Source organism: Rhodanobacter sp. LX-99 (assembly GCF_018599185.1).
Classification (GTDB): Bacteria; Pseudomonadota; Gammaproteobacteria; order Xanthomonadales; family Rhodanobacteraceae; genus Rhodanobacter.
The window spans coordinates 2,165,174-2,189,625 of sequence record NZ_JAHFVL010000001.1; the positions used below are offsets into that span (position 1 = coordinate 2,165,174).

16 protein-coding genes are annotated in these 24,452 nt (G+C 68.5%); 7 read left to right on the forward strand and 9 right to left on the reverse strand.

Features of this window, described 5'->3' with window-relative positions:
• The first annotated feature begins 96 nt into the window (after positions 1-96).
• The 4 genes from bioD (at position 97) to KK131_RS09965 (ending at position 5,447) form a co-directional block, all read left to right on the forward strand.
• Positions 97-792 (forward strand): dethiobiotin synthase, encoded by a 696-nt coding sequence (gene bioD, locus KK131_RS09950; RefSeq protein ID WP_214556484.1) that lies wholly within the window; start codon positions 97-99, stop codon positions 790-792.
• Between the two features lie 27 nt (positions 793-819).
• Complete coding sequence (locus KK131_RS09955) at positions 820-1,167, forward strand: hypothetical protein (RefSeq protein WP_214556485.1); 348 nt, start codon at positions 820-822, stop codon at positions 1,165-1,167.
• A gap of 100 nt (positions 1,168-1,267) precedes the next feature.
• Complete coding sequence (dcp, locus tag KK131_RS09960) at positions 1,268-3,463, forward strand: peptidyl-dipeptidase Dcp (protein WP_214556486.1); 2,196 nt, start codon at positions 1,268-1,270, stop codon at positions 3,461-3,463.
• Between the two features lie 148 nt (positions 3,464-3,611).
• On the forward strand, positions 3,612-5,447 hold the full coding sequence (locus KK131_RS09965; RefSeq protein WP_214556487.1) for a monovalent cation:proton antiporter-2 (CPA2) family protein: 1,836 nt from the start codon (positions 3,612-3,614) through the stop codon (positions 5,445-5,447).
• 20 nt (positions 5,448-5,467) lie between these two features.
• Here KK131_RS09965 and KK131_RS09970 read toward each other — a convergent pair whose 3' ends face one another.
• Both KK131_RS09970 and KK131_RS09975 read right to left on the reverse strand, forming a co-directional pair.
• On the reverse strand, positions 5,468-8,902 hold the full coding sequence (locus tag KK131_RS09970; protein ID WP_214556488.1) for an ankyrin repeat domain-containing protein: 3,435 nt from the start codon (positions 8,900-8,902) through the stop codon (positions 5,468-5,470).
• Positions 8,903-8,973: 71 nt separating this feature from the next.
• Positions 8,974-9,267: a YcgL domain-containing protein gene (locus KK131_RS09975; RefSeq protein ID WP_214556489.1), complete on the reverse strand. Its 294-nt coding sequence runs from the start codon at positions 9,265-9,267 to the stop codon at positions 8,974-8,976.
• A 263-nt stretch (positions 9,268-9,530) separates the two neighbouring features.
• Between KK131_RS09975 and KK131_RS09980 the strand changes: the two genes are divergently transcribed.
• Positions 9,531-11,027, forward strand: coding sequence for an outer membrane protein transport protein (locus tag KK131_RS09980; RefSeq protein ID WP_214556490.1), 1,497 nt, complete (start codon positions 9,531-9,533; stop codon positions 11,025-11,027).
• A gap of 73 nt (positions 11,028-11,100) precedes the next feature.
• Here the strand turns inward: KK131_RS09980 and KK131_RS09985 are convergent, their stop codons facing one another.
• The 5 genes from KK131_RS09985 to KK131_RS10005 all read right to left on the reverse strand — a co-directional run bounded on the left by KK131_RS09985 (position 11,101) and on the right by KK131_RS10005 (position 18,648).
• The gene (locus tag KK131_RS09985) at positions 11,101-12,510 is read right to left on the reverse strand and encodes a coniferyl aldehyde dehydrogenase (RefSeq protein WP_214556491.1); all 1,410 of its coding nucleotides are present in this window, start codon (positions 12,508-12,510) and stop codon (positions 11,101-11,103) included.
• A 7-nt stretch (positions 12,511-12,517) separates the two neighbouring features.
• Positions 12,518-14,977: a TonB-dependent receptor gene (locus KK131_RS09990; RefSeq protein WP_250887392.1), complete on the reverse strand. Its 2,460-nt coding sequence runs from the start codon at positions 14,975-14,977 to the stop codon at positions 12,518-12,520.
• Positions 14,978-15,050: 73 nt separating this feature from the next.
• Positions 15,051-16,166 (reverse strand): SO2930 family diheme c-type cytochrome, encoded by a 1,116-nt coding sequence (locus KK131_RS09995; protein ID WP_250887391.1) that lies wholly within the window; start codon positions 16,164-16,166, stop codon positions 15,051-15,053.
• Positions 16,167-16,198: 32 nt separating this feature from the next.
• Entirely contained in the window at positions 16,199-17,434 is a 1,236-nt protein-coding gene (locus KK131_RS10000) for a parallel beta-helix domain-containing protein (protein WP_214556493.1), read from the reverse strand.
• Positions 17,435-17,562: 128 nt separating this feature from the next.
• Positions 17,563-18,648: an AraC family transcriptional regulator gene (locus tag KK131_RS10005; RefSeq protein ID WP_214556494.1), complete on the reverse strand. Its 1,086-nt coding sequence runs from the start codon at positions 18,646-18,648 to the stop codon at positions 17,563-17,565.
• Between the two features lie 129 nt (positions 18,649-18,777).
• On the opposite strand from KK131_RS10005, the gene KK131_RS10010 reads away from it, so the two are divergent.
• A complete protein-coding gene (locus tag KK131_RS10010; protein ID WP_214556495.1) occupies positions 18,778-19,608 on the forward strand; it encodes a phosphatase PAP2 family protein in 831 nt (276 codons plus the stop codon).
• Positions 19,609-19,641: 33 nt separating this feature from the next.
• Here KK131_RS10010 and KK131_RS10015 read toward each other — a convergent pair whose 3' ends face one another.
• Entirely contained in the window at positions 19,642-20,520 is an 879-nt protein-coding gene (locus KK131_RS10015; RefSeq protein WP_250887390.1) for a restriction endonuclease, read from the reverse strand.
• An 81-nt stretch (positions 20,521-20,601) separates the two neighbouring features.
• Complete coding sequence (putA, locus tag KK131_RS10020) at positions 20,602-23,757, reverse strand: bifunctional proline dehydrogenase/L-glutamate gamma-semialdehyde dehydrogenase PutA (protein ID WP_214556496.1); 3,156 nt, start codon at positions 23,755-23,757, stop codon at positions 20,602-20,604.
• A gap of 246 nt (positions 23,758-24,003) precedes the next feature.
• Between putA and KK131_RS10025 the strand changes: the two genes are divergently transcribed.
• The gene (locus tag KK131_RS10025) at positions 24,004-24,441 is read left to right on the forward strand and encodes a DUF2244 domain-containing protein (protein ID WP_214556710.1); all 438 of its coding nucleotides are present in this window, start codon (positions 24,004-24,006) and stop codon (positions 24,439-24,441) included.
• The last annotated feature ends 11 nt before the right edge of the window (positions 24,442-24,452 follow it).

A 24,452-nucleotide genomic window follows, 5' to 3' on the forward strand; every position in this document is an offset into this window, starting at 1 on the left:
TCATGACGAGTAATGCAATGTGAGCCTGGCTGGACAGCGCGAAGACCATCGAATCGCCGTGGCGGCGAACCGTTTCGACCGGCGCAGCACGCAGGCATGACGGCTGCGCTGTTCATTGCCGGCACCGACACCGGCATCGGCAAGACCCATGCGGCGTGCACGCTGCTGCATGCGCTGCGCGCGGCGGGCTACCGCGCCTGCGGCATGAAGCCGGTCGCCAGCGGCTGCATGGAAACCGCCGACGGCCTGCGCAACGACGACGCACTGGCGCTGCTGGCGGCGGGCAGCGACGCGAACCTGCCGTATGCGCTGATCAACCCGGTGGCGCTGCGCGATCCGCTGTCGCCGCATCTGGCGGCGGCGCACGACGGCGTGGCGATTTCTCTCGCGCCGTTGCGCACGGCGTTCGATCAGTTGAGCGCCGGCCATCAGCGCGTGGTGGTCGAAGGCGTGGGCGGCTGGCTGGTGCCGCTGGCGCCGGAGCTGTTGGCGGCGGATATCGCGAAGCAGTGGCGATTGCCGGTGATCCTGGTGGTTGGGCTGCGGCTGGGCTGCCTCAACCATGCCCTGCTCAGCGCACGCGCGATCACGGCCGATGGCTGCCGCCTGCTGGGCTGGATCGGCAACCGGGTCGATCCGGCGATGGACGCGCCGGAGGAAAACCTGGCCACGCTGCGCGAACTGCTGCCGGCGCCGTGCCTGGGCGTGCTGCCGCACGGGGTGGCGCCGGCCGCGGCGGCCGGTGAGTTGGCGGCGGCGGTGTCGGCCTTCACATCGGGCGTGCTTGGATAGGCGTCGGTCCCCACCGCCGGAGGCAACATGGCCCGCAACCACTACTACCTTTCGATCGCCGACCTGGCTCACGCGCGCGGCGCCGATCCGCGCTTTGCGTACGACGGCGCCGGCCCGAACGATTTCGCCGCGGCGCTTCAGCAGGCCTTGCGCGACGACGGCCTGTTCCAGCGCTGGCGCGCGGCGCAACCCGATCCGGATGCGGTGGACGGCAGCCTCGGCGCCACCGACCCGGCGGCGCAGGTGAACGCCCGGGTCGCCGACTTGCGTACCGACGTGGACCTGGTCACCGACCTGCCGATGAGCGTGGTGCGTCACCGGCTGTACCTGCTGATCGGCGCGGCGTGGCAGCTGCGCGACCTGCGCGCGGCCTGAGCGCAGGATCCTGCGCCGTTTGGAAAGTGCCCGCGCTGTCGGTACAGTCGGCGGCTACGACTTCCGTACCCGGCAACGGGCACACCACCTGGGGAACCCGATGTTTCGTCTGCGCATGATTGTGATCGCCACCACGATGGCCCTGGCCGCCTGCTCGCAGTCGCCGAACGAGGCCGCCAACCCACCTGCGCCGGCAGCCTCGACCGCGTCCGCGGGCAGTACCGCATCGGCCACCACCGCCATGACCAACAACCCGTTCTACGCCGCCAGCACGTTGCCGTTCCAGGCGCCGCCGTTCGACAAGATCCATGACGGCGACTACCAGCCCGCGATCGAGGAGGGCATGAAACAGCACCTGGCCGAGATCGAAAAGATCGCGGACAACCCGGCACCGCCCACGTTCGAGAACACCTATGTGGCGATGGAGAAATCCGGCGCCATGCTGCATCGCGTGATGGCGGCGTTCAACGCCGTCACCGGCGCGAACACCAACGACGTGCTGCAGAAGGTGCAGGAAGAGGAAGCGCCGAAGCTGGCCGCGCATCAGGATGCGATCCACCTCAACGGCAAGCTGTTCCAGCGCGTCGAGACGGTCTACAACCAGCGCGACACGCTCAAGCTCGATGCGGAATCGGCGCGCCTGGTCGAGGTGGTCTACAAGGACTTCGTGCATGCCGGCGCGAAACTCTCCGACGCCGACAAGGCGAAGCTGAAGGACCTCAACAAGGAAGAGTCGACGCTGAGCACCGCGTTCACCAACAAGCTGCTGGCCGCCACCAAGGACGCCGCGCCGGTGATCGCCGACAAGGCGAAGCTGGCCGGCCTGTCCGACGCCGAGCTGGCTGCGGCGGCCCAGGCCGGCAAGGACCGCAAGCTGGATGGCAAGTACGTGCTGTCGCTGCAGAACACCACCCAGCAGCCCGAGCTGCAGGACCTGACCAATCGCGCCACTCGCCAGGCGCTGTTCGAGGCCTCGTGGAACCGCGCCGAAAAGGGCGACGCGAACGACACGCGCAAGACCATCGAACGGCTGGCGCAGATCCGCGCCGAACAGGCCAAGCTGCTCGGCTTCCCGAACTACGCGGCATGGAAGCTGGACGACCAGATGGCGAAGACGCCGCAGACGGCGCTGAAGTTCATGCAGGACCTGGTGCCCGCGGTCACCGCCCGCGCGAAGGTCGAGGCGGGCGACATCCAGGCGCTGATCGACAAGCAGCACGGCGATTTCAAGCTTGAGCCGTGGGACTGGAACTTCTACGCCGAGCAGGTGCGCAAGGCGAAGTTCGACCTCGACGAGAACCAGATCAAGCCGTACTTCGAGTTGGATGACGTGCTGCAGAACGGCGTGTTCTACGCCGCCAACCAGCTGTACGGACTGACCTTCAAGGAACGCCACGACATCCCGGTGTATCAGCCGGACGTGCGCGTGTTCGAGGTGTTCGACAAGGACGGCCGCTCGATGGCGCTGTTCTATACCGACTACTTCAAGCGCGACAACAAGAACGGCGGCGCCTGGATGGACAACCTGGTCACCCAGTCGAAGCTGCTCGGCACCAAGCCGGTGATCTTCAACGTCGCCAACTTCAGCAAGCCGGCGGCGGGCCAGCCGGCGCTGCTCTCGTTCGACGACGTGGTCACCATGTTCCACGAGTTCGGCCATGCGCTGCACGGCATCTTCGCCGACGAGCAGTACCCGACCCTGTCCGGCACCAACACCGCGCGCGACTTCGTCGAGTTCCCGTCGCAGTTCAACGAGCACTGGGCGACCGATCCGAAGGTATTCGCCCACTACGCGAAGCACTACCAGACCGGCGCGCCGATGCCGCAGGCGCTGGTCGACAAGATGAAGAAGGCCGGCAAGTTCAACAAGGGCTACGAGATGACCGAGCTGGTCGCCGCGGCCCTGCTCGACATGAACTGGCACATGCTCGGCGCCGATGCGCCGCTGCAGGATGCCGACCAGTTCGAGGCCGCCGCGCTGAAGAAGGACAAGATCGACCTCGGCTACGTGCCGCCGCGCTACCGCTCCAGCTACTTCCAGCACATCTGGGGCAACGGCTACGCGGCCGGCTACTACGCCTACCTGTGGACGCAGATGCTGGCCGACGACGCGTTCGTGGGCTTCAAGGAGCACGGCGGCCTGACCCGCGAGAACGGCGACCGCTTCCGCGCGATGGTGCTGTCGCGCGGCAACACCGAGGAGTTGGCGAAGATGTACAAGGACTGGCGCGGCCACGACCCCGAGATCGAGCCGATGCTGGAGAACCGCGGGCTGAAGGACGCGCCGAAACAGTAAGCGGCACGCCGTCTTTGCATGCAGACCAGGCCCGCCTCGTGCGGGCCTGGTCTTTTTCGGCAACCCGTCATGGAAATGGTGTGGGTATGCCGTGCGGTCATGCTTCGCGTGGAATAATCGGCCATCGCCGATCGGAGTCGCCCAGCGCGTGGACAGCCATCATTTCCTGCAGACCGCGGTGGTGTTCCTGCTTGCCGCGGTGATCGCGGTGCCGCTGACCAAGCGCTTCCGGCTGGGCGCGGTGCTCGGCTACCTGATCGCCGGCGTGGCGATCGGGCCGCAGCTGCTGGGCCTGGTCAGCGATACCGAAGGGGTCGCGACGATTTCCGAGTTCGGCGTCGAGCTGATGCTGTTCGTGATCGGCCTGGAGCTGTCGCCGCAACGCCTGTGGGTGATGCGCCGCTCGGTGTTCGGCACCGGCCTGCTGCAGGTGCTGGCGACCAGCGTGGCGATCGCGGCGGCCGGCTATTTCCTGTTCGGCCTCACCGGCAAGGGCGCGGCGATCGTGGGCGGCAGCCTGGCGCTGTCGTCCACCGCGTTCGGCCTGCAGATCCTGGCCGAGCGCAAGGAGGCCGGTTCCGCCTACGGCCGCCAGGTGTTTTCGATCCTGCTGTTCCAGGACCTGGCGGCGATCCCGCTGATCGCCGCGGTGCCGCTGCTGGCTTCCTCCACCGCGCAGGATTTCAACCTGTTCGCGGTGCTGCGCACGGTCGGGGTGATCGTGGCGGTGATCGTGGGCGGCCGCTACCTGTTGCGCCCGGTGTTCCGTTTCGTGGCGAAGGCCGACTCGGTGGAGGTGTTCACCGCCACCGCGCTGCTGGTGGTGATGGGCGTGGCCCTGCTGATGGAACTGGCCGGCGTCTCGGCCACCCTGGGCGCGTTCCTGGCCGGCATGCTGCTGGCCGATTCGGAGTACCGGCACGAGCTGGAATCGAACATCGAGCCGTTCAAGGGCTTGCTGCTGGGGCTGTTCTTCATCAGCGTCGGCATGTCGATGGACTTGTCGCTGCTGTTGCACCGGCCTGGGTTGATGTTCGGCCTGGTCGGCGCGTTGCTGCTGCTGAAAAGCGTGCTGCTGTGGCCGCTGGGGCGGCTGCTGGGCGGGCTCAACCGCTCCGATACGCTGCGCCTGGTGGTGCTGCTGGCCTGCGGCGGCGAGTTTGCGTTCGTGGTGCTGCGCCAGGCGGCCGAGCAGCGTCTGATCGGCGTGGCCCAGCGCGACGCGTTGGTGCTGGCGATCACCTTGTCGATGGCGCTGACCCCGCTGCTGGTGGTGCTGGCGGCGAAGGCGCTGAACGTGAGGCCGAACAAGCCGACGCGCGAGTTCGACACGATCGAGGCCGACACGCCGCGGGTGATCATTGCCGGCTTCGGCCGGGTCGGCCAGATCATCGCCCGCGTGCTGCGCGCGCAGAACATCCCGTTCGTGGCGCTGGAGCATTCGGCCGACCAGGTGGATCAGTCGCGCCGCTTCGGCAGCGTCAACCTGTTCTTCGGCGACCCGGCGCGACCGGAACTGCTGCGCGCGGCGCGGGCCGACAAGGCCGAGGTGTTCGTGCTGGCCACGGACGACCCGGAGGCGAACCTGCGCACCGCGCGCCTGGTGCGGCGGCAGTATCCGCACCTGAAGATCATCGCCCGCGCGCGCAACCGCCAGCACGTGTTCCGGCTGATGGACATGGGCGTCGAGGAGCCGATCCGCGAGACGTTCCACTCCAGCCTCAAGATGACCCGCAAGACGCTGGAAGCGCTGGGCCTGCCGCACGAACTGGCGGCCGACCGGGTCGAGCGCTTCCGCCGCTACGACGAGGAATTGCTGAAGAAGCAGGCGCTGGTGTACGACGACGAGACCAAGCTGATCCAGAGCACGCGCGACGCGCTGGTCGATCTGCAGCGGCTGTTCGAGGCGGATGCGGAGCGCAGCGCGGAACGCGAACGCCAACGCGATGCGGCCACGCCGCTGACGAGCGAAGAAGAGGAATAGACCGGCGCTTCCGGGCGTCTCTAATCCGACGGCTGTGCCGGCTGGCGCAGGGTCTGCCGCACGCTGGGGATCGCGCTGCTGCGTGCGGCCAGCTCATGGGCGATGTCGACGTAGCCCAGCTGCCGCGCCACGTCGGCCGCGGTGCGTCCGAACGCGTCGGCCGCGTTGCGGTCGGCGCCGCGCGACAGCAGCACGCGCGCCGGCGGCAGCAGCGCGTGCATGGCGCAGGCGTGCAGCGCGGTGACGCCGCGCTGGTCGGCGTGTTCCGCCCTGGCGCCGGCATCCAGCAGCAGCGGCACCAGCGCACCGATGTGGGTGGCGTCGCATTCGCTGCCCGGGCGCAGCTGTGCGCCGAGCAACAGCAGCAGCGGCGTCTTGCCTTCGCTGTCCGCATGGTTGATGTCGGCGCCGCGCTTGAGCAGGCCGTCGAACAGGCGCCGCGCGCGCAGGCTGTCGTTGTGTTCGAAGCCGAACTGGGCGGCCGCGTGCAGCGCGCTGCGGCCGGCGTCGTCGACCGCGTTGACCTCGGCGCCGGCGTCCAGCAGTTGTTCGGCGATGTCCGGATAACCCATGGCCGCGGCCACCATCAGGGCGGTGGCCTCGTTCGGCAGGCGCTGGTCGACCGCGACTTCATGTTGCAGCAGCAGCGCGACCAGGGCCTCGCGGCGCGCGGCCACGGCGGCGGCCAGCGGGGTCACGCCGCTGCGCGCGGCCAGCGAAGGATCGGCGCCGGCGTCGAGCAGGCAGGCGGCGATGTCGCGATGGCCGGCGCCGCACGCATGCAGCAACGCGGTGGCATCTTGGCTGTCGCGGGTGTCCACGGCGAAGCCCAGTTCCAGCAGGCGTTGCACGCTGGCCAGCGCGCCGGCCTTGGCGGCGGCAGGCAGGTCTTCGGCGCGCAGCGCACGATTCGGCCGCGGCCAGTCGCGCCAGTCCAGCCAGCGCTCCACCGCCGGATGCTCCAGTGCCAGGCCCAGCGGGGTTTCGCCGTTCGCGTCGGCCGCTTCGGGATTCGCGCCGTGGGCGATCAGCGCGCGCACCAGCGGCAGCGCCTGCGCGCCATGTTCCAGCGCGGCGAACAGCGGCGTGCGGCCGTCGCGGTCGCGCGTGTTCGGATCGCAGCCGCGGGCCAGCAGGGCCTGCAACAGCGGCAGTTGCGCGTTGACCACGGCCAGCTGCAGCGGGGTGCGTTCGCGGGCGTCCGCGCCGAACGGATCGGCGCCGCGTTCGAGCAGGTTCAGCGGCAGCGCGGCGCCCTGGGCGGCCCCGTTCAAGCGCACCAGCGCCTGCGCCAGCAGGCCGGTGCCGGCCGGGCTGGCACCGGCCTGCAGCAGGTCGTCCAGTGCTTCGGTGGCGTCCGGCAGTTGCTGCAGTAAGGCGTCGAACAGGCGCTGGCCCAGTGGCGGCAGGTGCGGTGCGTCGGCGGTGTCGGCGTCGTCGATGCGCGGTGCTTCCAGTCGGGCTTCGGCGTCCAGGCCGTGATCGAGCAGCCAGCGGCGGGCCGCGGCGAGGCCTGGCGTGGCCAGGTCCAGGTACAACCGGGCCAACTCCGGCTGCGGCCATTCGCGCACGCGCTCGGTGAAGCCGGAGACGATGGCCCAGTGGCCGAAGCGCAACGCATCGAGCAAATGCGCCGGGGTGTCGCTGCCTTCGCCCAGCACGTCCTGGCTGAGGCTGGCCGGCAGCGGCGTGTCCGGATCGAGCAGGGCGACCAGGTCCCAGCGCCCGGCGGCGGCGGCGTGGTCGAGCGCGCTGCGGCCGTCGCTGCCGGCGGTCTTCGGCTCGGCGCCCAGCGCCAGCAGCGCGCGCACGGTTTCGCCGTGCGCACGCGGCGACTGGCAGGCCAGGGTCAGCGCGTCGCGGCCGTGGCTGTCGCGCAGGCCGGCGTCGGCTTGCGCTTCGGCCAGCAGCTGCACGATGCCGCCGGCACCGGCGCGCGCCGCTTCCATCAGCGCGCTGCTGCCGTGGCGGTCGACCAGGTTGACGTCGGCGCCGGCGGCGCACAAAGCGCGGGCGATCTGCTCGTGGCCTTCGGCGGCGGCGCTGAGCAGCGCATGCCGTTGCCGCGCATCGACCGCGTTGACCGCGGCGCGATGCTTGAGCAGCAGCTTCACCCCTTCGACATCGTCGTCGGTGATGCCGGCGGCGGCGACCAGCGCCGGCTCGCCATCGGCGGGAGCCGGCTTGGCGCCGTGCTCCAGCAGGAATTTCACCAGCGGCCAGTTGGCGGCGCGGCAGGCGGTGGCGAGCGGGCTGATGCCGGCCTTGTTCAACGCATTGATCGGCGCGGCCGCGTCCAGCAGCATCGCCGCCACGCCGGCGTCGGCACTGAGCACGGCGCCGTGCAGCGGCGTGTTGCCTTCGGCATCGGTGACCAGTGGGCTGGCACCGTTGGCGAGCAGGGTCAGCACCGCCTCGGCGCGGCCGTGCCAGCTGTCGCGGGTGGCGGCCAGCAGCGGGGTGATGCCGCCGCTGGCGCGGTTGACGTCGGCGCCCTTGGCGATCAGCGCGCGCAGCAGGCGGGTGTCCGGCAGCAGCGCGGCCAGCATCAACACCGGGCGCTGGTCGCGGTCGTCGGTGCCCGGCGCGGTATCGGGGTCGGCACCGGCCTCGACCAGGGCCAGCGCGCGCTCGATGTCGCCGTCGCGGGTGGCGGCCAGCAGGGCGGCGGCCTGTTCCGGCGTGCCGGCGGTGCGTTCCTGCTCGCTCAGTACCGGGCGCGGCGCGGCGGCCGTCGCGCGATCGGCACGTCGGCGCGGCTGGTGGCGTTCGCACAGCAGCGCGCGCAGCGTGCGGTTGGCGATCACCAGGCAGCCCAGCGGCAGCAGCAGCACGCCATAGATCGCCAGCGCGGCGATGCGCGGCTCCGGCGGCAGCACGCCGTACAGGCCGGTCAGCGCGATCGCGCCGAACGCCAGCACCAGCAGCGAGAACGCGGCTGGCAGGAAGTGGCTGAAGAAGCGTTCCTCGCGCGACAGGTGGCGGCCGAACGCCATGCTGCGCAAGGTAGCGGTGAAGATCCACGAGCCGTCGCGCTGGCTCGGGTAGGCGTCGTCCCACACGAATACCAGGCCGAACGCCGGCCACAGCCGCCACAGCGCCACCAGCGCCAGCACCATCGCCGCGGCCAGGATCAGCGCCGCGCTGAGGCTGGGCGCCTGGGTCAACTGCAGCATCGGCCAGGCGACCAGTACGAACACCAGCGCGGTGTAACCGGTGAACATCACCAGGTGCGCGGCGCCCCGGCGCAGTACGGTGCGGCCGAAGCGCGGTTCCGGATCGAAGCCGATCGCATGGCAGATCGCGGCCATGGTCAACGCATTCGCCAGCAGCAGCGGAACCAGGGTCAGCGGGTGGGTAACCAGGCCGGCGACGGCGACCGCGAGCAGTCCCGGAATGAACCAGGCCAGGGCGTGCAGGAAAGGAGGGCGGCGTCGCGATTTGGGCTGGGTCATGGGGACAGTATAGAAATCGTTGGATGTGCAGGCGGTAACCAAGTGTTAACGCCGGCGACATGATGCGCGATTCACTCGTCCCGATCATCCCTTGGCGAATGCGTATAAGCGGGGTGGTTGGCGGTGGCCAGGGTTTCCTGCGGCGGCAGCTGCAGGTGCCAGCCCTGGAGGCGCAGATGCTCGAGCACCTGTTCGGTGTCCTCCAGCGGCAGCTTGCGCTGCTCGTCCAGCTGCACTTCCATCACGAAACGCAGTTCACCGAGCAACAGCACCAGCGGCTCGGGCAGCGTGTCGAACGCATCGCGCTGCGCCATCCACAGGTAGCTGTCGGCCTTGCGCAGGCTGGCATAGACAAAACATTGCATGGCGGCACCGTGTTGGAGGGGTGAGGCAGCAAGGTGGACGCTGGGAAGGCGAGAGTAACAGCGCCTGCCGATGGATCGGCCCTCCGAGTTTGCCTATCCGATTGAAATGCTGGCGTTAGTTATTTGTTGCGACCGCACTTGCAACACCTTGTACAAGAGGGCAAAGTTCAGCGCAGGAAGTTCAAACGCGCGTATGAATTTGTCCTTCCGCCGGTATCCCGATGACTACCCCGAGCTGCACCAACAATATGCAGGAGCTAGCGATGCACACGTCTTTCCGTTCCCTCACGGGCGCCGCCCGTCCACTGGCGCTCGCCGCGCTGAGCATTGCGGTCGTGGGCGCCCTGGTCGCACCCGCGAGCGCCGACGCCAGTGCGTTCCAGCTCAAGGAGAACAGCGCCAAGGGGCTGGGTCGCGCCTTTGCGGGCTCCGCCACCGCCGGCGGCGACGCTTCGGTGGTGGTCAACAATCCGGCCGCGATGTCCGAGTTGAAGGGCACCTACCTGCAGGCTGACGTCACCGCCATCAATTTCAGCGCCAAGTTCGATGGCAGCGCCACGGACGTGCTGGGTCGCCCGATCAGCGGCGGCAACGGCGGCGACGCAGGCACCACGCTGCCGGTGCCGGCGTTGTTCTTCGCCACCCAGGTCAGCGACCGGGTGCATGTGGGCGCCGGCTTCTCGGTGCCGTTCGGCTTCCAGACCGAATACGACAAGGACTGGGTCGGCCGCTATCACGGCATCAAGTCCAAGTTCCAGTCGCTGGACGCCACGCTGTCGGCGTCGTTCGACGTCACTGACACCTTCAGCCTCGGCGCCAGCTTCATCGCACAGAAGACCAGCGCCGAGCTGACCAGCGCGGTCAACTTCAATGCCGTGGGCCTGGGCATCCAGCAGGGCATCGGGGCGCAGACCGCCGCCGGAGTCGCGCAGATCCAGGCAGCCATCGCGGCCGGCCAGATCCCGCCGGCGCAGGGCGCCGCGATGATCCAGGCGGCCGTGCAGCAGGGCCAGGCCGCCGCGGCCGGCGTGGCGGCGGTGACCCCTCCGGGCGTGGACGGCTATGCCCGGATCAAGGGCGACGACTGGGGCTACGGCTGGCAGCTGGGCGGTTACTGGAAGCTGACGCCGAACGACAAGCTGGCGCTGAACTACCGTTCCAAGATCAGCCATCGCCTGCAGGGCACCGGCAACTTCACCACCACGCCGGGCTACGACCTGCTGCTCGCCAACCCTGCGCTGGCCAGCTCGATTCCGCCGTTCTCCCACACCACGGGCACCGCGGACTTCACCACGCCCGCCGTGGCCAGCGTGAGCTACTGGCACCAGGCGGAGAAGTTCGGCCTCGGCGTCGATGTCGCGTACACCAAGTGGGACGTGTTCAAGAACCTGACGGTGAACTACGGCAACTCGCAGCCGCAGACCTCGGAACCGTACAACTGGCGCAACACCGTCTACGCCTCGATCGGCGGCGACTACTACCTCAACGACAAGCTGACCCTGCGCGGCGGCATCGCGGTCGACAGCAGCCCGACCTATCTGGCCACCCGCAGCCCGCGCGTGCCCGATTCGACCCGCAAGATGGCCAGCGTAGGCATCGGCTACAAGGCCAGCGAGCACTTCGAGATCAATGCCTCGTATGCGCACATCTTCGTCAACAACGCGCATGTCCAGAACACCAACAGCACGGGCGACACGCTGACGGGCAACTTCGACGACTACGGCAACCTGCTGAGCCTGTCGGCGCAGTACAAGTTCTGACGTCCGACCTGCGGTAACCGCGCCATGAAAACTCCCCGCTTCGGCGGGGAGTTTTTTTTGTGCGCGTGGAACCTCAACCGCGGCGCAGCAGCAGGGCGAGCATGCGCCGGAAGCGTGCGCCGTAAGGCGGATTGAGCAGGCCGGCGCCGTTGAAGCGGGCCTGGCGGAACACCGGCTTCAGGTGCGAGAACGTGCGGAAGCCGGCCTCGCCGTGATAGCCGCCCATACCGGACGCGCCGACGCCGCCGAACGGCAGGTCGTGCTGGGCGATGTGGTAGAGCGTGTCGTTGACGCTGACGCCGCCGGCGTGGGTGCGCGCCAGCACCCGATCGATGCGGGCCTGATCGTGTTCGAACAGGTACAGCGCCAGCGGGTGCGGGCGGGCGGCGACATAGGCGATGGCGTCGTCCAGCGAGTCGTACGGCAGCAGCGGCAGCAGCGGGCCGAAGATCTCCTCGCGCATCACCGCCATGTTGTCGTCGACGTCGGTCAGCAACTGCGGCGGCAGCAGCCGGCGCGCCGGATCTTCCGTCGCCTCGCCGAGCGGATGCGCGCGCGCGCCGTCGGCCAGCGCGCCGTCGCGCAAGGCGGCCAGGCGCTGGTACTGGCGGTCGGAGACGATGCTGGCGTACTGCGTGTTCTGGCCCAGCCGCGGATACATCCGCGCCATCGCCTTGCCGGCGAGCTCGATGAATTCCGCCACCCGCGCGCGCGGCAGCAGCACGTAGTCCGGCGCGATGCAGGTCTGCCCGGCGTTGACCAGCTTGCCGAACACGATGCGCTCCACCGCGTGTTCGAAGCGCGCGCCGGGGCCGATGATCGCCGGCGACTTGCCGCCCAGCTCCAGCGTCACCGGGGTGAGGTTGGCCGCGGCCGCGCGCATCACGTGGTGGCCGACCGCGGTGGAGCCGGTGAACAGCAGATGGTCGAACGGCAGCGCGGCGAACGCCTGCGCCACCACGGCATCGCCGGTCACCACCAGCACTTCGTCGGGCTGGAAGTAGCGCGCCACCCGTTCGGCGAACAGCGCCGAGAAGCGCGGCGTGAACTCGCTCATCTTCAGCATCACGCGATTGCCGGCGGCCAGCGCGTCGACCAGCGGACCGACGGCCAGGTACAGCGGGTAGTTCCACGGCACGATGATGCCGACCACGCCGCGCGGCTGCGGCCGCAGTTCGGTGCGCGCGGGCAGGAACAGCAGGTCGGCGAGGCGCCGCCGCGGCTTCATCCAGCGCCGGCCGTGGCCGAGCGCGTGACGGATCGCCGACAGGCTGGGGAAAATCTCCAGCAGGTCGGTCTCCTCGGCCGGGCGCTGGCCGAAGTCGGCGTGGATCGCCGCGGCGAAGGCTTCGCGCTGCTCGCGCAGCATCGTTTCCAGCGCGCGCAGGCGCTTCGCGCGCTGCGCCCAGGCCGGCATCGGGTCGCGCGCCTGCGCGTCGCGCAGGCGTTGCAGGTCGGCGGTCAGCGGATTGTTGTCGGTCATGGGGCTCTCAGAATTTCGCACGCAACTCCACGCCCACCATGCGCGGCGGCGTGATGCTGGCGTACGGGGTGCCAAACACGCTGGCGGAGATGTTGCTTACACCCGTGACGTAGCGCTTGTCGAACACGTTGTTGGCATAGACCGCGACGCCCCAATGATCGTTCGCCGAACTCCAGTCCAGCCGCGCATCGGTGCGTTGCTGGCTGCTGCCGGTGCTGAAGTTCGGGCTGATCTGGCAGGTGCCCTGCAGCTGCGAGTCGCGGTTGCAGCGCGATTCGCCGCGGAACGCATGGTTGAGGTTGAACGCGAGGTTGCCGCCGGCCACCGCGTGCCAGGTGTAGCCGAGGCTGGCGGCGAAGGAAAACTTCGGCTCGCCGGTGGGCTGGCCCGACAGGTCGACGCCGGAGGCCGCCACGGCCTTGCTGTAGGTGGCGTCGATGTAGGCGCCGGTAAGGCCCAGCTGCAGGTCGGTCAGCGGCTGCCACTGCAGTTCCAGTTCCGCCCCGCGCGCTTCCTGGTCGGTGCTGCTGACCAGGTAGCGCGGCACGCCGGAGCCGGCGGTGTTCGGATCCAGGGTCAGCGCCTGGCGGTTGCTGTACTTGTAGTGGTAGACCGAACCGTTGAGCAGCAGGTGATGTTCGGGGAACACCGTCTTCAGGCCGGCCTCGTAGTTCCACACCTTCTCCGGCTCGAAGCGCGAGCCCACCTGCACGCTGTTGTAGCCGCCGGCCTTGTAGCCCTTGGTGACCGAGACGTAGCCCATCACGTCCGGGGTGAACTTGTAGTCGAGCACGGCGCGCGGGCTGAAGTCGCTCCAGCTGTCGTCGAATTGCACCGGGATGCCGACCGCGTCGGTGAAGATGATGTTGCTGCCGAACGCGGCCAGCGCGTACTGCGCCTCGGGCGGCAGCATGTCGATGACGCCGGCCTGCGCCAGCCCCGCGATGGTGGCGTCGAACTCGTCGGCGCGGCGCGGCATGTTGTACCAGGAGAAGGTCTTCTGGTCGCGCGTGTAGCGGATGCCGGTGGTGAGGTTGAGCCGGTCGTTGAGGTGCCAGATCACGTCGCCGAACGCGGCGTAGGCCTTGAAGCGGCCGGTGTTGCTGATCGCCTCGTGCCACGGATCGCCGAGCAGGGTGTACGGCAGGCCCATCGCGGCCAGGCCGTTGCTGATGTCGGTCAGCGGATGGCCCACGCCCATCACGTTGCCGGCGAGGGTGTCGATGCTGTCGGTGAACACGTTGGTCTGGCTGGTCTGGCGCGCCCGCTCGTCGTAATAGCTGGCTCCGCCCACCCAGTCGGTCAGGTCGTTGCTGCCGCTGAACTTGAATTCCTGGTACCAGCTCGCGTTGTGCTCGAGGTTGGCGGTGTCGAGGTAGCTGACGATGTGGTTGGTGCCGTCGTAGTCGCCGCGGTTCTCGGTGTCGAAGCGGCGCCAGGCGGTGGTCGAGACCAGGCTGCCCCAGGCGAACGAGTGGTCCACGCTCAGCGTGGCGCCGTCGAACTTGCGCTTCTCCACCGCGCCGACCGCGTCGTTGTAGAGCGGCGCGTGCAGCGGGTTCAGGTAGTTCGCCGGATCGGGCGGGTACGGCGGGTGCTGCTGCGGATCGTTCGACAACGGGATCAGGCCGATGGCCGGCTTCGGCAGCTGCTTGAGGTTCTCGTGATCCCACGACAGCAGCACGCGGGTGTTGTCGGAGAGATTCCAGCGCCACACCGTGCGGGTGCCGAAATCGTGGTCGCCGCCGTAGGTCTTGCCGCTGGCGGCGTCGGTGATCCAGCCGTCGCTGCGGTTGCTGTAGCTGCTGAAGCGCAGCGCCATGTCGTCGTTGAGCGGCACGTTGACCAGGCCGTCCAGGTACTGCCGGCCATAGTTGCCCACGCGGGCGCGCACGCGGCCCTCGAAATGGTCGCCCGGCTCGTTGGTGACGATCGAGATCGCGCCGGCCGCCGCGTTGCGGCCGAACAGGGTGCCTTGCGGGCCCTTCAGCACCTCGATCCGCTGGATGTCGTTGAACGCGAGCAGGGCGGCGCCGGAGCGCGCCGAATAGACGCCGTCGATGTACACGCCCACGGCCGACTCGGTGCCGATGCCGAAGTCGTCGGTGCTGATGCCGCGCAATTGATAACTGGGCTGGGTCGGCTGATCGCCGCCGACGACCAGGCCGGGCACGAACAGGCTCATCTTGCTCAGGTCGGTGGCGGCCAGCATGTCGACCTGCTTGGCGGTGACGATCTGCAGCGGGATCGGCACCTCCTGCATCTCCTGCGAGCGGCTCTGTGCGGTCACCGTGATCTTGCCGAGCTGGGTGACGCCCTTGGCCGGGTCGCTCGCCGGCTGTTGTTCGCCGGCATCCTGCGGCGGTGCGTCGGCGCCGAACGCGAGCAGCGGGCTGCCCAGCAACAGCAGGGCGGTGCCGCCGAACAACAGCCGGCGCAGGCTGATCGAAAGTGGACGTTGACGCATGCTCATTCGGTGCTCTCCCCTTGCATCGGATCGCGCGGCTGCGGGCAGCCGCGTACAGGTGTCGCGTGCGGAATCAGCGGATCGCCACGCAGCTCCCCGGCTGCGCCGCGATCCACGCCTTGATCAATGCCACGCCTTCGCGGTGCACGGTGCTGCGGCCGAGCTCCGGCATCATCACGCCCGGCTCCTTCGACGCCAGCCGGTACGGCAGGATCGACTCGTCCGGCTGGCCCGGCACGATGTCGAAGAAGTGGTCGCCGGTGCCCTGGCCGGCCGCGGTCGGCGGCTTGCAGATGCCGAGATGGCGGTCTTCCGGCGTGCCGGCGTCGAGCGTGAGGCCGGTGGTGTTCGCCGCGCCGTTCGCGTTGTGGCAATGGCCGCAGTTGATGTCGAGGTAGGCGCGTGCGCGTGCGTCCAGCGTGGCGTGGGTGTCTTCCCAGTTCGCATCGCGCGGCACCTCGGCCAGGGCCGGCAGGCCGCTGAGGTAGCCGAGCTTGGCCAGGTGTTCGAGCTGGTTCGCAGGGCCGTCGGCGTAGTGGTAGTCCTTGTTGATGTGGCGCGCCTTCGGGCCGATCGGGTGCACCTTGCGGTCGATCCAGTCCTGTGCGTGGCAGCTCTGGCACTGGCTCTCGTCGGGTACCACGTAGTTGAAGTCCTCGCGCGCGTTGTCCGCGCCGACCAGGGTCAGCGGCAGCACCGCGCCGGTGCGCGCCAGGGTGGCTTCGGTCTGCGCGTCGTTCCACACGTACGGGATCGCCGCCCAGCCGTCCTTGCGATGCACCAGGATGCGCGTCTCGATCAGGCGCACGTTCGCCATGTCGAGTCCCTGGCCGGCGAAGTCGCGGGAATAGTCGTCGTTGCGCGCCACGTCGCCGGGCTTGCCGTCGGCCGCGCGCGGGTAATAGAACGTCTTGCTGATCACCGTGCCGACCGGGAAGTCCAGCGTGTCGGTGGGGTGGTACTGCGCCGTCGTGCCCTTCGGCATCCACACCGTGCGCAGCTTGTGCGCGTAGTCGGTGAACAGCGGCGTGTTGAGGTCGTACGGCACCACGCCGTCGTTGAGTTGCAGCTTGCCGTCGCGCACCTCGACCACGTGCCAGTCGCCGAGTTTCGGCGGGCGGCCGTCGGCATGGAACGCCACCGGCGGCATGCCGCGCTGGCAGCCGGTCAGCAGCAACAGGGCGAGCAAGGGCCATGCGGGTCTTGCGAACGGCATTGCCCTCATGCCTTCGGTTCCGGGTCCAGCACCACCGACGGCAGTTTCGGCAGCGTGCACTGGTACGGTTTCATGTCGGTGCCGGGGTTCTTGTAGCCGTTCGGGCCGTCGGCATTGAGCACGCCGCTGACGTCCTGGATGCAGATGCGATCGGCCGGCGGCGGCAGCCCGTCGACCAGATCCTTCTTGTCGAAGTAGCCGTCCCACAGCACGTCGGGAAAGTGGCCGGTGAGACCGTAGACGGCGGTCTTCAGCATCTTGAAATCGACGCCGTCGGGCGAATCCCCGCCGCCCTTGAGGCGGTTGCCGTAGACGTAGATGCCCTTCGGGTACGGGTTGTAGTCGGCGGCGACGCCGCGGGTGTTGTAGTAGTTGGTGGAGAAGTAGCTGGAGATGATCACGTTCGCCGTCTTGTGGTCGGCGATGTCGTTGTCGAAGATCTCCACCTTGTCGTTCGAGTTCACCACCACGCCGGAGCCCGCCGGCACGCTGGCCACCGCGGCGCCCTTGGCGGCGAAGTTGCCGGTGTTGTTCGCATACACCTTGTTCTTGAACACGCGGGTGCTGTGGCCTTCCTGCGACAGGTTCGGCATGTTGAACACCAGGATGCCGCCGGTGTTGTTGGTGGCGGTGTTGCCGTAGACGTCGGCATGCACCGAGTTCTCGATCTCCACCCCGGCCACGTTGTACTCGGCGCGGTTGTTGCGCACGATGATGTTGTCCGACTGGCCCACGTAGATGCCGGCGTCGGAGGCGCCGATCACCACCGAATTCTCGATCAGCACGTTGTGCGTCTTCACCGGGTACAGGCCGTAGGCGCCGTTGGTGGTCTTCGGGCCGCCGGTCCATTCGATGCGCACGCCGCGGATGGTGATGTTCCTGCCCTGGTTGATCTTCAGCGCGTCGCCCTTGGTGTCTTCCAGCGCCAGGTTCTCGATGGTGAAGTCGCTGGCGTTCACCAGCAGGCCTTCCGGCCCCACCACCTGGCCCTTGAACGACAGCACGGTCTTGTCCATGCCGGCGCCGCGGATGGTGACGCCGTCGGTGCGCAGGCTGAGGCCGCGCTTGAGCGCGTAGTGCCCGGCCGGAATGTCGATCACGCTGCCGGGCTTGGCGTCCAGCAGCTGCTCCTGCAGCTTCGCCTCGAAACTGGCGTCGGTCGTGTTCTGCGGTGCCGGTTCGGATTTGCCGCAACCGGCGAGCGCGGCGGCGACGGCCACGCTGATGAACAGCTTGCGCATGATCTTGAACTCCCCATTCGGATCGGATGCCGCGAATGGCTCCACTGTCCCTCAATCCGCCGCCAAGGGGGAGGGCAAAACGGCCAGGGAGTGGGGGGCAGAACGGCCAGAAGGGCGGAATCGGCCGGTCAGGCGGTGGCGCGGCGGGCGTCCTGCGGCGGCATGCCGGTCCAGCGCTTGAACGCGCGGCGGAACTCGCGCGGGTCGCTGAAGCCGACCTCGTTGCCGACCTGGGCCACGCTGAGCGTGCCGGCCTGCAGCAGTTGCAGCGCGCGTTCGGCGCGCACGCGGTCGTGGATCTCGCGGAAGATGCGCCCGCTCTCGGCCAGCTTGCGCCGCAACGACCGCTCGCTGAGGTTGAGCGTGCGCGCCACGTCGTTGAGCTTCGGCTGCTGCGGCAGCTGGCTGCGCAGCAGCCGTTCCACGGCGGCGACGATTTCCTGGTGCGGCTCGCCGCCGTCCGGGGTGCGTTGCTGCGCGCACAGCGCCAGCGCCTGCTTCGCGGTGAGCGGGTTGTAGCCGGGCAGCGGACGGGCCAGCCACTGCACGTCGAGGATCAGCCGGTTGCGCGTTGCGCCGAAGCGCACCGCGCATTCGAACAGCGCGGCGTACTCGGCGGCGTAGGCGGGTTGCGGGTAGGCGAGTTCGACGCGCAGCGGACGCAGTTCCGGCCCCACCAGTTCGCGCGCGATCATCAGGCAGCTGGCGAACAGTTCCTCGCAGAAGAACGGCATCAGTTCGGTGTCGCCGAAGCGCGGCCACGCCACCAGCGCCACTTCGCGCTCGCTGACCGGCTCGACGCCCACGTCGAGCAGGCAGCCGCAGATCTTGTGATGGGCGATGCCGGCGAACATCGCGTCGCCCAGCGTGCGCGAGGTCATCATCGCCAGGCCGAGCAGGCCGAAGCCGCCGATGGTGCCCTCGCGGCCGATGCGCAGGCCCGCGTCGGGCACGTCCAGCGCCTGCAGCGCACGGCGTACGAAGCTGGCGGCCTGGCGATACGACACGCGCAGCGCGGGGTCGGCGATCTGCGCGCGGTTCAGCGCCAGTCCGGCGAACCAGGGACGGCTGTCGATGCCGCGCGCATCCGCCAACTGCACCAGGTACAGCAGCTTGTTCGGCGGGAACTCCGCCGCGGTGTAGCGCGGGTCGTCGCTCGCCAGCGACGCGCCGGCGGCAGGTGATGGGCCGATCATGCCGGCGGGACGTGCCATGTTGCGGATGCTCCGACGTAGCCCTGCTGGCACGGGCCAGCGGCAAGGGGTTTCTATAGCATGCGGGCACGGCGTGCCGTTTGCGCGCCGCACAACATCCGCGTCGCCCGCGCACCGGAGGACACACGCATGCAGCAGCACATTCGACGCCGGTGGCCGTGCCGCTTCGGCCTGATCCTGGCCGCCGCCACGGTTCTCGGTGGTTGCGCGAACGATGATCGGTCGGCATCGGCTGCCGGCAGCGCGAAGGAAGCGGTCGGCTATCTGGCGCCGGCGCAGCGGCCGCGGGCCACCGGCGTGCTGCCGCCCGCACCGCAAGCCGGCTCCGCCCGCTACGAGGCGGACCGGCAGATCTTCAAGGCCACCCGCCAACTGCAAGGCACACCGCGCTGGACGCTGGCGACCGGCGATGCGGACGGCGCCACGCCGGCGATGCTGCGCGGTTTCAGTTGTGCCGTCGGCGTGCCGCTGGATGCGGTGCAACTGCCGCGACTGGTGAACCTGCTCGACCGCGCCGGCGCGGACGCGGACCACGTCAACACGCCAGTGAAGCAGGCGAACCGGCGCCAGCGTCCGTTCCAGATCGACGACGGCGCGGTCTGCCAGCCGAAGCCGCAGCTGGCGAAAAGCTTCGACTATCCGTCCGGCCAGGCCACGCTGGGCTGGACGATCGGCCTGATCCTGGCCGAGCTGGCACCGGACCGCGCCACCGACATCGACCTGCGCGCCCGCGCCTACGCCGACAGCCGGATGATCTGCGGCGCGCACAACTACAGCGCGATCGAGGCCGGCGCGATGAATGCCGCGATCGTGGTGGCGGCGCTGCACGCGTCGCCGGCGTTCCGGCAGGACGTCGAGTCGGCGCGGCGCGAGCTGGCCAGCTATCGCCAATCGACGGCGCCGATCGACGGACAGCAATGCGCGGCGGAGCGGACACTGATCAGCGCTTCGCCGTATTGATCGCCAGCCGCGTGTGGACTGAATTACAACGGGTTATGGTTCGTGCCGGAACTGGTCGAAAAACGCGTGATCGATTTCGTAGATGGTCTTCGGCTTCACACCGATACCTGCATCTTGAAAGAGTTGTACCAATTGTTCGCCGTCGATCAGCTCGATGGGAACCACGCCATCGCGAGATGCTTCGCTCTCTGCATCTGTGGTGAAGCGACCTGTGGTGATAAATACGCCTTTCTCGGCACGGCCAAGCAGAGCGTTGCGAAATTCACCTACGGAGCTGCGCGAAACCACATCCTTGAATCGCTTGGCTTGGAATGCCACACGCAAACTTACGAACGGGCTTAATCGGAGTAGTCCGTAACCATCAATGCCGCCATCGCGCGAGCGTTGAGTAACCTCAACATCCTCAAACCCGTGCTCGCGAAGCAATCGACCACAGATCAGCTCAAAGCCATAAGGTGGTAAGCCTTTGAGGACATCCAGAAGATCCAGCTCTTGCGACTCTTCGGGTGGAACGGTATCTGTGGTTTCAGGTATTGGCAAAGCATCACTTGAAGTGTGCTGCTTGCGCAGAGATTGGCTCGTCCTCACCCGATTCAGGAATATGCTTCGCGCCGCGTCGTCATCAATCCTGGTTTTCCAGCCTAGTGGGCTCAGTGCCCAGATGCCGCGCTTGCTGTCGTCCAGTAAGCCTTCCCAGACCAAATACTGGCGTGCCCATTGAACCTGATTGTGGAAGCGGTTGGCACCGGATTTGATCGTGACCTCGGTGATCTCTGGCGGCAGGTGTAGCTCACGCGCGATCCAGTTGGAAACTTCCTTTGGCCTGGCCGAGCCGCCAAGTGCGCGCAGACAGTCAAGCAGTGGTCCCATCCACTGGACGAATTCGGTCTGGCCCTTCTTGGCTTTCGACATGCTGGAGGCCCCCTGTGGCCGCATGAACCGTACTCGCAGCCCCGCGTCGTAGCAACGATGCGAGGCCGCTCTTTGGCGAACTTATTCGCCGATCGTCAGCAGCGAGGCGTTGCCGCCGGCGGCGGTGGTGTTGATGGTGAGCGTGCGTTCGCCGGCGAAGCGCAGCAGGTAGTGCGGGCCGCCGGCCTTGGGGCCGGTGCCGGACAGGTTCTCGCCGCCGAACGGCTGCACGCCGACCACCGCGCCGATCTGGTTGCGGTTGACGTAGCAGTTGCCGACGCGCGCGTGGCCGGCGATGTACTCGACGGTGTCGTCGATGCGGCTGTGCACGCCCAGGGTGAGGCCGTAGCCGGTGGCGTTGATCTGCTCGACCACGCGGGCCAGCTCGCTGCCTTTCCAGCGGACGATGTGCAGCACCGGGCCGAACACTTCGCGGGTCAGCGTGGCCAGCGAGGGGATTTCGTAGGCGCGCGGGGCGAAGAAGGTGCCGTGCGCGGTGGTCGCCGGGTCGAGCGCGACTTCGCCGATCTTCTTCGCTTCGGTGTCCATTCGCGCGGCGTGCTCGGTGAGGATCTTCAGCGCGTCCGCGTCGATCACCGGACCGACGTCGGTGGACAGCTGGCCCGGATCGCCGACCTTCAGCTCGGCCATCGCGCCGGTGAGCATGGCGCAGACCTTGTCGGCGATGTCTTCCTGCACGAACAGCACGCGCGCGGCCGAGCAGCGCTGGCCGGCGGACTGGAACGCGGAGGCGATCACGTCCTTGACGATCTGCTCGGGCAGGGCGGAGGAGTCGGCGATCATCGCGTTCTGGCCGCCGGTCTCGGCGATCAGCGCGGCGATCGGCGCGTTGCGTGCGGCCAGCGCGCGGTTGATCGCCCACGCGGTGTCGGTGGAGCCGGTGAAGGCGACGCCGGCCACGCGCGGGTCCCGCGTCAGCGCGGCGCCGACCGTGGCGCCGTCGCCGGGCAGATACTGCAGTACGTCGAGCGGGATGCCGGCGTCGTGCAGCAGCTTCACCGCGGCGTGGCCGATCAGCGAGGTCTGCTCGGCCGGCTTGGCGATCACGCTGTTGCCGGCGGCGAGCGCGGCACTGACCTGGCCCAGGAAGATCGCCAGCGGGAAGTTCCACGGGCTGATGCAGACGAACACGCCGCGGCCGTTGAGGAACAGCTGGTTGCTCTCGCCGGTGGGACCGGGCAACTGTTCCGGCTGGCCGAACAGGCGGCGCGACATGGTGGCGTAGTAGCGCAGGAAGTCGGCGGCCTCGCGGATCTCGGCGATCGCGTCGGGCAGGCTCTTGCCGGCCTCGCGCACGCACAGCGCGATGAACTCGCCGCGGCGCGCCTCGAGCTGTTCGGCGGCATGTTCGAGGATCGCGGCGCGGCTGGCCGCGGGCAGGCGATCCCAGCCGGGCTGGGCGGCGACCGCGTTGGCCAGCGCCTTGTCGACGGTGGCGCTGTCGGCGCTGACGTAGCTGCCGACGGTCTGGCGGCGATCGGCCGGGTTGGTCACCTGCACGGTCGGGCCGCTGGCGGTTGCGCCCGGCACCAGCGGAGCAGCAGTCCACGGGCCGGCGTTGGCGTTGACCGCGTCGGCCATCGCCTTCAGTTCGTTGTCGTTGGAGAAATTAATGCCCATGGAGTTCTTCCGGAGTTCACCGTACAGATTGACCGGCAGCGGGATGCGCGGGTGAGGGATCGAGGCGAAAGCACGCACCGTCTCGCACGGGTCGGCGACCAGTTCGCGCACCGGCAGCGTTTCGTCCACTACGCGGTTGACGAAGCTGGTGTTGGCGCCGTTCTCGAGCAGGCGGCGCACCAGGTACGGCAGCAGGTCCTCGTGGGTGCCGACCGGCGCGTAGACGCGGCAGGGCACGTTCAAGTTCTGCGGGCCGATCACTTCGCTGTACAGGTCGGTGCCCATGCCGTGCAGGCGCTGGTACTCGAACGGCCGGCCGCGCGCGATGTGATGCACGGCGGCGATGGTGTGCGCGTTGTGCGTGGCGAACTGCGGGTAGATCAGTTCGTTGCCGGCATCGAACAGCTTGCGCGCGCAGGCCAGGTAGGACACGTCGGTGTTCGGCTTGCGCGTGTACACGGGGTAGCCGGCCAGGCCGTTTTCCTGCGCGCGCTTGATTTCGGCGTCCCAGTAGGCGCCCTTCACCAGGCGCACGTACCAGCGACGATTTGCCGCACGTGCGGTCTCGATCAGCCAGTCGATCACGAACGGGGTGCGCTTGGCGTACGCCTGCACCACGATGCCCAGGCCGTTCCAGCCTGCGAGCGAGGGGTGCGCGAAGACGTCGCCGAGGATGTCCAGCGACAGCTCCAGGCGATCGGCTTCCTCGGCGTCGACCGACAGCGCGATGCCGTTCTTCATGGCGAGCTGCGACAGTTCCAGCAGCTTCCCGGTGAGCTGGCGCCGCGCCAGTTCGCGCTTGGCCACCTCGTAGCGCGGGTGCAGCGCGGACAGCTTCACCGAGATCGACGGCGCGTCGGTGTGGTTCGCGAACGGGCCGCGTGCGCCGATCGCGGCGATCGCACGGCGGTAATCTTCCTGGTAACGCTCGGCGGTTTCGCCGGTCAGCGCCGACTCGCCGAGCATGTCGTAGGAGTAGCGGTACACCGCGTATTCCTTCTTCGCGCAGCGGTCCAGCGCTTCGTCGATGCTGCGGCCCATCACGAACTGGTGGCCCATGATGCGCATCGCCTGGCGCACCGCCAGGCGGATCGCCGGCTCGCCGGCGCGGCCGATCAGCCGTTTCAGCGCGCCGGTGACGTCGTGGCGGGTGTCCTCGGCGAGGTTCACCAGGTGGCCGGTGAGCATCAGGCCCCAGGTCGAGGCGTTGACGAACAGCGATTCGCTCTGGCCCAGGTGCTTCTTCCAGTCCGCATCGCCGAGCTTGTCGCGGATCAGCTTGTCGGCGGTGGCCTTGTCCGGGATGCGCAACAGCGCCTCGGCCACGCACATCAGCAGCACGCCTTCCTCGGAAGACAGGTCGTACTGGCGCATGAAGGATTCGACCGCGCTCTGGTCCTTGGCGCGTGCACGCACGCGCGAAACCAGGCCGGCGGCGAGGTCGATCACCTGCTCGCGTTCGACCGGCGGCAGGGTGGCCTGGGCGAGCAGATCGTTGACCGCTTCGGTCTCGTCGCGCAGCCAGGCGGCGGTGATGCGCGCGCGCGCAGGCGTGCTGTCGACGGGGAGTTCGGGGCTGAGAATGGCTTGGGTCACGGGTCAATCGCAAAGATCCGCGGATGCGGAGGTAAACGCGGAATTGTACGCGTGCCGTGCGATTCGCGGGAGCCGTGCGCCGTCGAAAGGCGGTTCGGCGGCGTAGCCTGATGGCCTGATCCAGGTCAAGCCGGTGCGACATTCTTGCCCGCTGCGCCGCCGCGGCCTATCATTCCGGCGTTCCAGGCACGCCGGATCCCCATGATCGTGCTTCGACCAGCTACCGCCGGCTTGCCCCGCGTGACGATGTGGCTCAAGCCCAATCGCGCGCTCAGCCGGCGCGGTCTGCGTCGACTGATCGTGGTTCTGGTGGCGCTGGTGCTGATGACGGCTGGACTGGGTGCGTGGCAGGGGAATGTGTTCGCTCCGCTGTTCGCCCTGGTGGAATCCGCCGCCGTGGCCGTCGCCTTGAGCGCGGCCTGGCGGGCCGGCGACCGTAGTGAGCGCATCACCCTCGACGCGTCGTCGCTGGAGGTGCAGTCCCTGCCGGGCCGGCGCCGCATGCGTTTCCAGTCGTACTGGGTGCGCGTGCTGCTGGAGCCGGGCAACGGGCGCCAGCGCCTGCTGTTGTCGTCGCACGGGCGCGAACTGGAGATCGGCGTTTTCCTGGCGGATCAGGAACGCGTCGAGCTGTCGAAGAAACTCATGGTGTTGCTGGCCGACTTCAACCAGCCACGCAAGTAGGTTCAACAAAG

Bases quoted from the DNA above. Each gene is read 5' to 3' on its own strand.
- KK131_RS09980 (WP_214556490.1), top strand. From the start codon at position 9,531: ATGCACACGTCTTTCCGTTCCCTCACGGGCGCCGCCCGTCCACTGGCG.
- KK131_RS09985 (WP_214556491.1), bottom strand. From the start codon at position 12,510: ATGACCGACAACAATCCGCTGACCGCCGACCTGCAACGCCTGCGCGAC.
- KK131_RS10000 (WP_214556493.1), bottom strand. From the start codon at position 17,434: ATGCGCAAGCTGTTCATCAGCGTGGCCGTCGCCGCCGCGCTCGCCGGT.
- KK131_RS10015 (WP_250887390.1), bottom strand. From the start codon at position 20,520: ATGTCGAAAGCCAAGAAGGGCCAGACCGAATTCGTCCAGTGGATGGGA.
- KK131_RS09975 (WP_214556489.1), bottom strand. From the start codon at position 9,267: ATGCAATGTTTTGTCTATGCCAGCCTGCGCAAGGCCGACAGCTACCTG.
- KK131_RS10010 (WP_214556495.1), top strand. From the start codon at position 18,778: ATGCAGCAGCACATTCGACGCCGGTGGCCGTGCCGCTTCGGCCTGATC.
- KK131_RS09990 (WP_250887392.1), bottom strand. From the start codon at position 14,977: ATGCGTCAACGTCCACTTTCGATCAGCCTGCGCCGGCTGTTGTTCGGC.
- KK131_RS10025 (WP_214556710.1), top strand. From the start codon at position 24,004: ATGTGGCTCAAGCCCAATCGCGCGCTCAGCCGGCGCGGTCTGCGTCGA.
- KK131_RS10005 (WP_214556494.1), bottom strand. From the start codon at position 18,648: ATGGCACGTCCCGCCGGCATGATCGGCCCATCACCTGCCGCCGGCGCG.
- KK131_RS09955 (WP_214556485.1), top strand. From the start codon at position 820: ATGGCCCGCAACCACTACTACCTTTCGATCGCCGACCTGGCTCACGCG.
- dcp (WP_214556486.1), top strand. From the start codon at position 1,268: ATGTTTCGTCTGCGCATGATTGTGATCGCCACCACGATGGCCCTGGCC.
- KK131_RS09970 (WP_214556488.1), bottom strand. From the start codon at position 8,902: ATGACCCAGCCCAAATCGCGACGCCGCCCTCCTTTCCTGCACGCCCTG.
- bioD (WP_214556484.1), top strand. From the start codon at position 97: ATGACGGCTGCGCTGTTCATTGCCGGCACCGACACCGGCATCGGCAAG.